Here is an 11,696-nt window from a genome sequence, read left to right on the forward strand (position 1 = left end):
TATAAAAAAACGGGGCATGAAGCCCCGTTTTTTATTCCGGCGAACCGGATCGGATCTGCCGTGTGCTCAGACCGAGAACGACGAGCCGCACCCGCAGGTGGTGCTCGCGTTCGGGTTCTTGATCACGAACTGGGCGCCGTTGAGGTCGTCCTTATAGTCGATCTCGGCGCCGACCAGGTACTGGTAGCTCATCGAGTCGATCAGGAGCTGGACGCCGTTCTTGTTCATCACGGTGTCGTCCTCGTTGACTTCCTCGTCGAACGTGAAGCCATACTGGAAGCCGGAGCAGCCGCCGCCCTGCACGAACACGCGCAGCTTCAGGTCGGGATTGCCCTCTTCGTCGATCAGTTGCTTGACCTTGTCGGCTGCGGCGTCGGTGAAGACGAACGGAACCGGCATTTCGGCCGTCGTTGCTGCGGATTCGGTAACAGCGTTCATTGCGAACTCTCCAAAAAGCTTTAGCCGCTATTGTAGGGCCGATCAGAAGATCGTGCTGAAGTCCATGAAATCAATAGGTTCTTGTCGATTTCATCAAACTCGCCCGCGCGGGCCGCGGCAGCACGCGCCTGGAAGCGGACATAAAAAAACCGCCAGCGCGAACGCTGGCGGTTTTTCCGGCGGACGCCGCCCGGGGGCGGCGAGGCCATGAAGCGGAATTAACGCTTCGAGAACTGCTTTGCGCGACGTGCCTTGCGCAGACCAACCTTCTTACGCTCGACTTCACGTGCATCGCGCGTGACGAAGCCTGCGTTCGACAGCGACGGCTTCAGCGTCGCATCGTAGTCGATCAGTGCACGGGTGATGCCGTGGCGCACTGCACCTGCCTGACCCGTTTCGCCGCCGCCGTTGACGTTGACCTTGATGTCGAACGTCTGGCCGTGGTTCGTGAGTTCCAGCGGTTGACGCACGATCATCAGCGACGTTTCGCGCGAGAAGTAGTCAGCGATGGGCTTGCCGTTGACGATGATGTCGCCCTTGCCAGCCTTGATGAAGACACGTGCGACTGCGCTCTTGCGGCGGCCCGTACCGTAGTTCCAGTTACCGATCATGTGGGCTCCCCTTAGATCTCGAGCGCCTTCGGCTGTTGCGCCGAATGCGGATGCGTAGCTTCAGCGTAGACCTTCAGCTTCTTGATCATCGCGTAGCCGAGCGGGCCCTTCGGCAGCATGCCCTTGACCGCTTTCTCGAGCGCGCGGCCCGGGAAGCGTTCTTGCATCTTGCCGAACGTCGTTTCATAGATACCGCCCGGGTAGCCCGAGTGACGGTAGTACTTCTTGTCCAGAGTCTTGTTGCCCGTGACCTTCAACTTGCTTGCGTTGATGATGATGATGAAATCACCAGTGTCGACGTGCGGGGTGAACTCAGGCTTGTGCTTGCCGCGCAGACGGCGTGCCACTTCGCTGGCAACACGGCCGAGAACCTTATCCGTCGCGTCAATCACGTACCATTCGCGCGTCACCTCATGGGCTTTTGCGGAAAACGTCTTCATGATCGATCCAAAAAAATTGCTTAGCCCGATGTGTTCTTCCTGCTTGTCTGTGTGCGCTTCGAGGCGCGGTGCAGGCTCTCCCTGTTCTTTTTCCGTGGGCATGAATGCGGAAAAGCCCTGAATTATAAAGGAAATACGGCAACGCGGTCAAAGGGAATCCACTCCCCGTGTCCACGGCGGCCGAAATGGGCCAAAATCCGTTCGTGCCCCGACAAGCCAGGCGAACCGAGCGCCCGGGGAGGCACCCATCGACGCGCGGCACATGACCATCCCGCGCCAGACCGGCCGAATCTGGAAAACAACAAACAAGCATGATGAATCAACGACTTACGCCCTTCCTTGCGGCCGCACTGCTGGCCGCCGCGGCGCCTGCCGTCGCCGCCCGCACCGACTGCGAAGCCAAGCTCGACGCACTCGATACCCGCATTACCGAAGCCCGCGCCGCCCATGCCGAGGATCGCGTCGCCCGCCTGCGCGCGGTGCGCGAACGCGTCCGCCACTTCTGCGCACGCGGGCACGGCCACGCGTCGGCCGTCCACGTGCCGGCACCTGATGCACGCTCACCCGGCACGCCGTCCGGCGGCGCGACGTCACAGTCGGACGCAAAGCAGCCTGCGTAACGATGCCGGGATGCCGGGATGCCGGGATGCCGGGGCGCGCAAGCCGCGCGCCGATGTTTGCATGGGACGAAAAAAAGCCCGAACGGCTGGTTCGGGCTTAATCCACCATAGGAGGAGGGTGGAGGAGACATTCGGAGGTTGCCGCAGCGCGACAACCAATGAGGCTCATTATACGAACGCGTCGCCGACTTCACAAGAAAATTTGCATTACGAAATCAAACACCATAATGCGGAATATTTCATGTCGCGTTTGAAAATTCCATTTTCCCCTTTGAAATCAATCACCTGATCCTGTCTGGCAGGCTCGAAAACGCCCCGCTTCTAGAGCGAAACCCCTAAATCCGACCGGGAAGTGGCCGTCGGGCGGGCCGCTCGCGTGGCGCCGGCATTGCGCGTCGTGCAGCGCATCAGCCGTCCGTTGCGCAGCGGGCTACAATGCCGGATCGAATCCGAATCAGGCAACGCTGGAGTGCAAGCATGGAATGCAAAGTAAGCTGGATGGGCCAGGACGGCATGGCGTTTTCCGCAGAGACCGGCAGCGGCCACCTCGTCACGATGGATGGCGCGCCCGAAGGCGGCGGCCACAACCTCGCGCCGCGCCCGATGGAAATGGTGCTGCTCGGCACCGGCGGCTGCACGGCCTATGACGTCGTGCTGATCTTGAAGAAGAGCCGCCAGGAAGTGAGCGGCTGCTCGGTCACGCTGAAGGCCGAGCGCGCGAGCGAAGATCCGAAGGTGTTCACGAAGGTGCACTTCCACTTCACCGTCACCGGGCGCAACCTGAACCCGTCCACGGTCGAACGCGCGATCAACCTGTCGCACGACAAGTATTGCTCCGCGTCGATCATGATCGCGAAGACGGCCGAACTCACGCATTCGTTCGACATCGTCGCCGGCTGAACGCACGGCGAGCGCGCATGAAAAAAGGGCCGGCGCTCCGCGGGGAGACGCCGGCCCTTTCGCATTCGAACCGCAAAGCAGGCCGATAAGCCGGATTCTGTGCACGCTGCGCGCCGAAGCACGCAACGCGTGGCAGCCATTCCTCTAGGCGCGCCATTGCTGACGCGCTCAAGCTTCCTACCCGCAGACGAGACGGGGGCCCCGTCCTGCATCCGAAAATGCGCGCCTGCCTACTTGGAATTGCTCCGGGTGGAGGTTACCGTGCCGGCGAACGTCGCCGTCGCCGCGGTGCGCTCTTACCGCACCGTTTCACCCTTACCTGATCCCGACTTGCGCCGGGCCATCGGCGGTTTGCTTTCTGTTGCCCTGTTCCGCGTGTCGCCACGGATGGCCGTTAGCCATCACCCTGCCCTGTGGAGTCCGGACTTTCCTCGCCCCCGCGCGCCCGAAGGCGGCGAGGCCGCGACTGCCTGGCCTGCTTTGCGACGCGCATTCTAGCACTGCGCGCCGCGGGGCGCATGGGGCCGGGTTCGCGCGACGGCGCGGTAGCTTACGCCAGCTTCCAGCCGATCGTCTCGCCGCCGCGCAGCGGCACGACGGGCGTATCGCCCGCGAAGATCTCGCGCGGCAGTTCCCATGCCTCGCGACGCAGCGTGACCGTCTCGGCGCTGCGCGGCAGCCCGTAGAAATCGGCGCCGAAGAAGCTCGCGAAGCCTTCCAGCTTGTCGAGCGCGCCGGCGGTGTCGAACGCTTCCGCATACAGTTCGAGCGCGTGCAGCGCCGTGTAGCAGCCCGCGCAGCCGCACGCGGTTTCCTTCGCGTCGCGCGCGTGCGGTGCGCTGTCGGTGCCGAGGAAAAAGCGCGGGTTGCCCGACGTCGCGGCCTCGACCAGCGCGACGCGATGCGTCTCGCGTTTCAGCACCGGCAGGCAGTAGTAATGCGGGCGAATCCCGCCGACGAACAGCGCGTTGCGGTTGTACAGCAGGTGATGCGCGGTGATCGTCGCGCCGAGCAGGCCGGGCGCCGCGTCGGCGTCGCGCACGTAGTCTGCCGCGTCCTTCGTCGTGATGTGCTCGAACACGACCTTCAGGCCCGGGAAATCGCGGCGCAGCGGCGTCATCACGCGGTCGATGAAGACCTTCTCGCGGTCGAACAGGTCGATCGACGCATCGGTCACCTCGCCGTGCACGAGCAGCGGCATGCCGGTTTCCTGCATCGCCTCGAGCGTCTTCGCGCATTTCGCGAGATCGGTGACGCCGTGGTCGGAATTCGTCGTCGCGCCCGCCGGATACAGCTTCACGCCGTGCACGAAGCCGCTTTCGCGTGCGCGGCGGATCTCGTCGGGCGGCGTGTTGTCGGTCAGGTACAGCGTCATCAGCGGTTCGAACGTCATTCCGGCCGGCAGCGCGGCCAGGATGCGCTCGCGATAGGCCTGCGCCTGCGCGGTGGTCGTCACCGGCGGCTTCAGGTTCGGCATGACGATCGCGCGGCCGAACTGACGCGCGGTGTGCGGCAGCACGGCGGCCAGCATGTCGCCGTCGCGCAGGTGAAGGTGCCAGTCGTCGGGACGGGCGAGCGAGAGCGTCGCCGGGGAGGAAGCGTTCGAGGCAGTCATAGGAGGCGTCGTGAGGAACGGGCTGGCCATCGGCGGGGCCGGAACGCGCGTGCGCGGGCCGACTGACGGCAAACCGCAACACGGGGCCTTCGGCCGGCGGAATCCGCTTTTTACCGCTCAGGGCTCGGTGATATGCTAGAAGCCGCATTGTACCGGGGTTCGCCCGGTTCGTTACCCCCCGCCTCAGCCTGCCGCCCCAAGTAAAATGTGCCAACTCTTAGGAATGAACTGCGCCGCGCCGACGGACGTCACATTCTCCTTCACAGGTTTCGCGGCCCGGGGCGGGCTCACCGATCACCATGCCGACGGCTGGGGCATCGCGTTCTTCGAAGACAAGGCCTGCCGCCTGTTCATCGATCACCAAGCCTCGGCCACGTCGCCGATCGCCGAAATGGTGAAGCGCTACCCGATCAAGTCCAAGAACACGATCGCGCACATCCGCAAGGCGACGCAAGGCCACATCCTGCTCGAGAACAGCCATCCGTTCATGCGCGAGCTGTGGGGCCGCCACTGGATCTTCGCGCACAACGGCGACCTGCAGGACTACGCACCGGACATGGACGGCAGCGTCTACCATCCGGTCGGCACGACCGACAGCGAACAGGCGTTCTGCGTGCTGATGCAGGGGCTGCGTGAAGCGTTCCCCGGCGCGCAGCCGCCGTTGCCCGAACTGTTCGAGCGCGTCGGCGAGCTGACGCGCGGCATCACCGATCACGGCGTGTTCAACTTCCTGATGTCGAACGGCCAGGCGCTGTTCGCGCATTGCTCGACGCGGCTGCACTACCTCGTACGGCGCTGGCCGTTCTCGACCGCGCACCTCGTCGACGAAGATCTGTCGATCGACTTCGCGAAATACACGACGCCCGAGGATCGCGTCGCGGTGATCGCGACGCAGCCGCTCACCGACAACGAAGTCTGGACCGCGTTCGAGCCGGGCGAGCTGATCATGTTCCAGTGCGGCGACGTCGCCGCGCGGATGCGGATCCCGGTGCCGGAACGCGTGCTCGAGAAGTTGCGCAATCCGTCGCTCGACGCGTCGGCATCGGCGCCGCGCGACACGCGCGAGGTGCTCGCCGCCGCCGCCGAAGTCGATTCCGACGACGCGATCGACTTCTGAGCCCGGCGCCCGCGCCCTCTTCCCTTCACGTTTTCGCCGCTGTGCGGCAAGTCGGCGGCGCGCCGCGTCGGATCGCGGCGGTGACTTGGTACGCACGCGATCCGGCGACGTTCGCTATCGGCGTAAATGGCCCTCCCCGCACCGATCTCCCTTCATCGGGACTAAAGTCCGGCATATCGAAGCGCCGCCATACCATATTCGTTTGATTTAATTTATTTTCAAACGAAAGAAATTAAAAGGCGAGAAATAATATACTTCGGGCAAGCATATAATCCGGGCGGAGGCATTTTAACGCACCGGTCTGGCGTAAAACGTGCGCCACCTTACCGAGCCGGCAATCGCTGACTCACATCGCCAGAATCCACCCGCCCCTTACCCGATAAGGCTTTCAGTTCGATTCATCACACAATCCTGAAATACCGGATGAAATCGACATGATTGCCGCATTTGTTAGCTTCCCGACAATCCATCGCCCGCACGGCCAATAGACTCCGCCCCATCCTCGGTGTAACGAATTGCGATTCGCGGAGAAACGGCCACGGCCGCCGCCCCCATTACACGCCATTCTCCACCGCGGATTGCGATTTCACTGCGCCATGGTGAAAACCACATCAAAACAAGAGATAGGGGCTTGTCGTGAATCATTCATTTCGATCGATATGGAACGAGGCCACCGGCTGCTGGATTGCGGCCGCGGAAACCGCACGGGCGCGCGGCAAGCGTTCGGGCGGCGCATCCGGCACGAGCCGCCGCGCCGCGCCCGCGGCGACGCACCGGGCATCGCTTCGCATCGCGGCAGTCGGCGCCGCGCTGGCCGCGCTGTCGGCCGGCTCCGCGTATGCATCGACGTGCGGCAGCGGCGCGGCCGTCGCGAGCGGCGGCACCTGCGCGCCCGGCAGTTTCAGCCCGATCGTCAACGACAACCTGGCAGGCTCCGCCACCGTCTCGGGTGGCGACACCGTCGGCGTGTCGGGCGCATGGACCGGCGCCGGCGGCGACCCGGGCTACACGCTTACGCCGATCGGCAGCACGACCATCGTGTCGGGCAACCCGAACCAGCCGCTGCTGTCGCTCGGCGGCAAGACGCGCAGCGTCAGCACACCCGACTCGATCACCGGCACCCACACGTCGGTCGCGACCTACGACTCGTCCGCGTTCGCCGCGTCGACGGCCGGCACGACCGCGGTACCCGTCTACCACGACGTGAACGGCGATCAGTATGTGAACGCGCGCATCGGCACCGTCGCCGCCACCGGCGGCACGCTCAACGTGTCGATCGGCAATGCGGCGAACGCGCCCGATGCAGCCGGCAACGCGATCGAGATGGCCGCGAAGCAGACCGACCTGACCTTCGCGGACGGCACGGGCGCCGCGAAAAGCACCGTCACCTGGAACTCACGCAACCAGATCCGGTTCACCACCGGCGACTACCTGGCGGACGGCGGCGCCATCGGCAGCCGTCAGCTCGACGTGCCGGCCTACGCGGGCACCTTCACCGCATTCGACGGCAGCACGTGGAAGGTCACCGACGCCGCATCGCTCGCCGCGTACAACGACTTTCTCGTGCGCTCGGTGCAAAGCGGCGCGCTCGGTTCGCAGGCCGCCTACGACAGTGCGTTCAGCCAGGCCGTCACGTTCTCGCAGCAATCCTTCCAGTATCAGAACAACGTGTCCCCGGGCGACAAGAACACGCTGCCGATCGGTTTCCTGTCGGCGATGCACGGTACGGGCGCGAACGCGACACTGCAGATCGGCAAGGACGGCCAGATCGACTTCCGCGGCGTCAACACGATCGACTCGAGCTCGGCCGTCCTCGCGGAAAACGGCGCGCACTTCATCAACGACGGGCGCCTGTCGGGCGACTTCACGCTGGTGCGCCTGCTGAGCGGCGCAAGCGGCGTCAACAACGGCGTGATCTCGTCCGGGTACGCGTCCGGCGACGACTTCGACACGAGCGGCAGCACGCCGCCGAACAACTTCAACTACCACGCGTACACCGAAGGCAACGGCGTATTTGCGAACGGCACGGGCACGTCGTTCGTCAACCACGGCGTGATGAACGTCGGCGCATGGACGCTCGACGGCAACCGGCCGGACCTGCAGAACTACGCGGTCGCCGTAACAGGCGGTGCGACGGCATCGAACGCCGGCACGATCAACGTCGGCGTCAATGCGACGACGCTCGACAGCCAGGTGATCGGCGGCCTCGTCGATGGCGGCAGCTTCACGAACGAAGCGGGCGGCACGATCACCCTCGGCCGCTCGGCGCAGTACACGCCCGGCGGAACGGCAAGCGACGTCGCACTCGCCGCGCACGCTTACGGCATCCTGCTCGGCAATTCCGGCACCGCGAGCAACCTCGGCACGATCGTGATCGGCTCGCAGACGCAGAACGGCGCCGCGCTGGCGAGCATCGGCTCGGCGTCCGGCACGCTGACCAACGCGGGCGCGATCGTCGTCAACGGCGCGGCGTCCGGCACGCCGCTCGCCAACGTCGGCATGCTCGCGGCCGACACGGCGGCGACCGTGACCAACACCGGCACCATCACGCTGAACGGCGTCAACGGCATCGGCATCATGGTGGTCGGCACCGGTGCGCAGGCAACGTCCGCGCTGTCGAGCGGCACGATCGACGTCGCGGGCGGCCTCGATCCGGCCTCCGGCACGCGCAACTACGGCGTGTGGGCCGAAGGGCCGAGCGCCACGGCCACGCTCAACGGCGCGCTCAACCTGACGGGCGCCGGCGCGATCGGCGTGCATGCACGCTCGGGCGCGACGATCAACGTCGGCGCAAACGCCGTGCCGGCCTTCATGTCGGGCACCAACCAGATCGGCTTCTACGCGTATGGCGCGGGCTCGAAGATCAACGTCGCCGCGCAGCACCTCAGCGTCGACACCGACGATTCGACGCTGTTCCGCGTCGCGGGCGGCGCAGCCTACACGGGCACGTCGACGGCCGGCGCGCTGACGACCGACGTCAACGGCCAGCGTGCGCACGGCGTGCTCGCGACCGACGCCGGCACCGTGCTGTCGACCGGCAACGCGATCTACAACGTCAACGGCGCGAACGGCATCGCGATCGCGGTCGAAGGCGGTGCGCAAGGCACGATCGACGCGGGCGCGACGATCAACCTGAACGCGGCCGGTGCGATCGCCGGCGTCGTCGACGGCCAGGCGCACGATCTCGCCGGCGCCAATGCCGGCGCACCGGTCGCGACGACGCTCACCAACCACGCCGCCGTCACGTCATCGACGGCCGGCGTGACCGGCTTCGTCGCGCAGAACCTCGGCACGCTCGAGAACCGCGACACGGTGCTGCTGACGGGCGCCGGCTCGACCGGCGTCGTGATCGGCGCGCTCGGCACGGTGAACAACGCGTCGACGATCCGCGTATCCAACGGCACCGGCGCGCTCGTGCAGGGTGCATCGGCGACGCTCGCCAACGCCGGTTCGATCGAAGCCGACGACGGCATCGCGGGCGTCCACCTGACGGGCACCGGCGCATCGGTCGCGCTGTCGGGCGCCGGCACCGTGATCTCGAACGGCAGCGCCGACGGCGTGCTGATCGACTCGACCGTCACGGGCGGCGGGCTCGCGGCCGGCGCGACATCGATCGCGGTCGGCGGCTCGGGCAAGGGGATCGACAACCAGGGGACGAACGCGACGGTCGCGCTGGCCGGCACGCAGATCGGCACGACCGGCAGTGGCGCCGACGGCCTGTCGTCGACGGGGGCCGGCGCGCACATCGCGACCGATGCGGCGACCGTCGTCCGGACCACCGGCGACAACGCGCGTGGCTTCTTCGTGTCGGGGGCGGATTCGACGCTGGCGGCCAACGGTACGACCGTCGCGACGACCGGCGCGGGTTCGGCCGCGATCGTGACGACCGGCGGCGCGACCGCGCTGCTGTCGGGCGCGAAGATCACCGCGTCGGGCGCGACGTCCGACGGCCTCGTCGCGCAAAACGGCGGCCGCATCGGCGATACGGGCTCGACGATCGCCAGCACCGCCGGCACCGGCGCCACCGCCGACAGCGGCGGCGTGCTCGCGTTGACCGGCACGACGCTCAAAGGTGCGACGGCCGGCGTGCTGACGTCCGATACGCTCGCAAACGGCGCGACGAGCTCGGTGCTCGTCGATGGCGGCAGCGTCACGTCCGCCACCGGGCCGGCCTTCGCCGTGCGCGGCGGCACGGCCGACATCGCCGTGCGCAACGGCACGGTCGTGACGGCCGGCAACGGCACGCTGCTCGACCTGTCGAACGGCAGCCACGCCACCTTCACCGCATCGGCCGTGAATCTGGCCGGCGACATCGTCTCCGACACGTCGAGCACCGGCAACGTGTTCCTCGCGAACGGCACGACGCTGACCGGCAAGATCGATCCGGTCGCACTGACCGTCGACAACACCAGCACGTGGCGCATGACGGGCAGCTCGGTGCTGAGCAGCCTGAACAACGCGGGCCTCGTCGCATTCTCCGCACCGACCGGTTCGCCGACGCTCGCGGGCAGCTACAAGACGCTGACGACCGGCAGCTACGTCGGCAACGGCGGCACGATCGCGCTCAACACGTTCCTCGGCGCCGACGCCTCGCCGACCGATCGGGTGATCGTGAACGGCGGCGCCGCGAGCGGCACGACGGGCCTGAAGATCGCCAACACGGCCGGCACCGGCGCGCAGACGAAGGGCGACGGGATTCCGGTGGTCGTCACGGCCAACGGCGGCACGACCACCGCATCGGCGTTCCAGCTCGCGGGCCCCGTGCAGGCGGGCGCGTACGAATACCGGCTCTATCGCGGCGGGCAAGCCGACGCGAACGGCTGGTACCTGCGGTCGCAACTCGATCCGTCGGACCCCGGCGACCCGATCCACCCGTCCGGCGGCGGTGACGGCGGCAACAACGGGAATGGCAACGGCGGCACGCTCGCGTATCGCCCCGGGGTCTCGGGCTATGCCCTCACGCCGCTGCTCAACGCCGACTACGGCTTCTCCACGCTCGGCAAGCTGCACGAGCGCGTCGGCGACATCTACAACCTCGAAAAGCAGCAGCCGGGCAATCGCGACGGCGTGTGGGGACGGATCGGCGGCCAGAGCCTCGACGCGAACGCGGGACGCTTCGCGGCCGACGAGCGGACGTTCTTCGCGCAGTTCGGCAAGGACTGGACGCTCGACCAGGCACCGAACGGCGGCGGCAGCACGCATGCGGGCGTGACGGCCAGCGTCGGCGTGTCGAACGCGAGCTTCAGCGACATGGCGCGCGCCGACACGGCCAACCTGTCGACGTCGACGGGGTCGGTCGAGATGCATGCGCAGAGCATCGGCGGCTACTGGACGAAGTACCTGTCCGACGGCACGTACTTCGACAGCGTCGGGCAGGTCACGCACTACGGCAACCGCTACCGCGACAGCTATGGCAACGAGGCGTCGCAGAACGGCTTCGGCATCGCGCTGTCGCAGGAAGTCGGCAAGCCGTTCGCGATCGGTGCGCTGCCGGTCGCGGTCGAGCCGCAGGCGCAGCTGATGTACCAGTACCTGAAGCTGAACGGGTTCAACGACAACGTCTCGGCGGTATCGGGTACGACGACGAACGCGCTACGCGGCCGCGTCGGCGTGCGCATCTTCCGACCGAACCTCCAGTCGGATTCGGGCGGCGGCGCTGCCACGCCGTACTTCACGGCCGACGTGCTGCACGACTTCCTGTCGCCGGGCCAGACCGTCGTCGGCGGCACGCCGTTCGCGACGCATCTCGGCCGCACGTGGTACGAACTCGGCGTCGGCGTGACCGCGGGCTTCGGCAAGTCGGGCGAGCTGTACGCGAACGCGAAGATCGCGCGCAACATCGGCGGCGACTACCGGCGCGGCATCGTCGGGCAGGTCGGCTACCGCTACAGCTGGTAACGGCGCTCACCCGCGTCACGCGCGGACGAAAAAAAACCGCCCGGCGCTCGGCCGGGC

At 66.6% G+C, this 11,696-nt stretch carries 8 protein-coding genes and 1 other RNA gene; 4 read left to right on the top strand and 5 right to left on the bottom strand.

Translation table 11 applies throughout. The annotated features are described in order from the left end of the window. Positions 1 to 66 precede the first annotated feature (66 nt). The 3 genes from erpA to rplM form a co-directional block, all read right to left on the bottom strand. A complete protein-coding gene (gene erpA, locus LGM89_RS31355) occupies positions 67 to 438 on the bottom strand; it encodes an iron-sulfur cluster insertion protein ErpA (RefSeq protein ID WP_011350956.1) in 372 nt (123 codons plus the stop codon). Positions 439 to 656: 218 nt separating this feature from the next. Then, positions 657 to 1,049 carry a 30S ribosomal protein S9 gene (gene rpsI / locus LGM89_RS31360; RefSeq protein ID WP_011883283.1) on the bottom strand — a complete coding sequence of 131 codons (393 nt, stop codon included), beginning with the start codon at positions 1,047 to 1,049 and terminating at the stop codon, positions 657 to 659. 11 nt (positions 1,050 to 1,060) lie between these two features. Continuing rightward, complete coding sequence (gene rplM / locus LGM89_RS31365; protein WP_009687896.1) at positions 1,061 to 1,489, bottom strand: 50S ribosomal protein L13; 429 nt, start codon at positions 1,487 to 1,489, stop codon at positions 1,061 to 1,063. Positions 1,490 to 1,800: 311 nt separating this feature from the next. Between rplM and LGM89_RS31370 the strand changes: the two genes are divergently transcribed. Together LGM89_RS31370 and LGM89_RS31375 are read left to right on the top strand one after the other, a co-directional pair. Next, the gene (locus LGM89_RS31370) at positions 1,801 to 2,109 is read left to right on the top strand and encodes a DUF1090 family protein (protein ID WP_089494097.1); all 309 of its coding nucleotides are present in this window, start codon (positions 1,801 to 1,803) and stop codon (positions 2,107 to 2,109) included. Between the two features lie 435 nt (positions 2,110 to 2,544). Then, positions 2,545 to 3,009: an OsmC family protein gene (locus LGM89_RS31375; protein ID WP_172625585.1), complete on the top strand. Its 465-nt coding sequence runs from the start codon at positions 2,545 to 2,547 to the stop codon at positions 3,007 to 3,009. Positions 3,010 to 3,079: 70 nt separating this feature from the next. On the opposite strand, the gene rnpB is transcribed toward LGM89_RS31375, so the two are convergent. Both rnpB and pyrC read right to left on the bottom strand, forming a co-directional pair. Next, positions 3,080 to 3,491, bottom strand: an RNA gene (gene rnpB / locus LGM89_RS31380) — RNase P RNA component class A. A 68-nt stretch (positions 3,492 to 3,559) separates the two neighbouring features. Continuing rightward, complete coding sequence (gene pyrC / locus LGM89_RS31385; RefSeq protein ID WP_011350953.1) at positions 3,560 to 4,624, bottom strand: dihydroorotase; 1,065 nt, start codon at positions 4,622 to 4,624, stop codon at positions 3,560 to 3,562. Positions 4,625 to 4,829: 205 nt separating this feature from the next. On the opposite strand from pyrC, the gene LGM89_RS31390 reads away from it, so the two are divergent. Together LGM89_RS31390 and LGM89_RS31395 are read left to right on the top strand one after the other, a co-directional pair. Beyond that, positions 4,830 to 5,741 (top strand): class II glutamine amidotransferase, encoded by a 912-nt coding sequence (locus tag LGM89_RS31390; protein WP_089494096.1) that lies wholly within the window; start codon positions 4,830 to 4,832, stop codon positions 5,739 to 5,741. A gap of 636 nt (positions 5,742 to 6,377) precedes the next feature. Further along, positions 6,378 to 11,639 (top strand): autotransporter outer membrane beta-barrel domain-containing protein, encoded by a 5,262-nt coding sequence (locus tag LGM89_RS31395; RefSeq protein WP_226275025.1) that lies wholly within the window; start codon positions 6,378 to 6,380, stop codon positions 11,637 to 11,639. Positions 11,640 to 11,696 lie beyond the last annotated feature (57 nt).

The sequence above is a fragment of the Burkholderia sp. AU31624 genome (genome assembly GCF_020420065.1).
GTDB lineage: Bacteria > Pseudomonadota > Gammaproteobacteria > Burkholderiales > Burkholderiaceae > Burkholderia.

Excerpts from the sequence above, each read along its gene's own strand:
- erpA (WP_011350956.1), bottom strand. The coding sequence starts at position 438 with ATGAACGCTGTTACCGAATCCGCAGCAACGACGGCCGAAATGCCGGTT.
- rpsI (WP_011883283.1), bottom strand. The coding sequence starts at position 1,049 with ATGATCGGTAACTGGAACTACGGTACGGGCCGCCGCAAGAGCGCAGTC.
- rplM (WP_009687896.1), bottom strand. The coding sequence starts at position 1,489 with ATGAAGACGTTTTCCGCAAAAGCCCATGAGGTGACGCGCGAATGGTAC.
- LGM89_RS31370 (WP_089494097.1), top strand. The coding sequence starts at position 1,801 with ATGATGAATCAACGACTTACGCCCTTCCTTGCGGCCGCACTGCTGGCC.
- LGM89_RS31375 (WP_172625585.1), top strand. The coding sequence starts at position 2,545 with ATGCCGGATCGAATCCGAATCAGGCAACGCTGGAGTGCAAGCATGGAA.
- pyrC (WP_011350953.1), bottom strand. The coding sequence starts at position 4,624 with ATGACTGCCTCGAACGCTTCCTCCCCGGCGACGCTCTCGCTCGCCCGT.
- LGM89_RS31390 (WP_089494096.1), top strand. The coding sequence starts at position 4,830 with ATGTGCCAACTCTTAGGAATGAACTGCGCCGCGCCGACGGACGTCACA.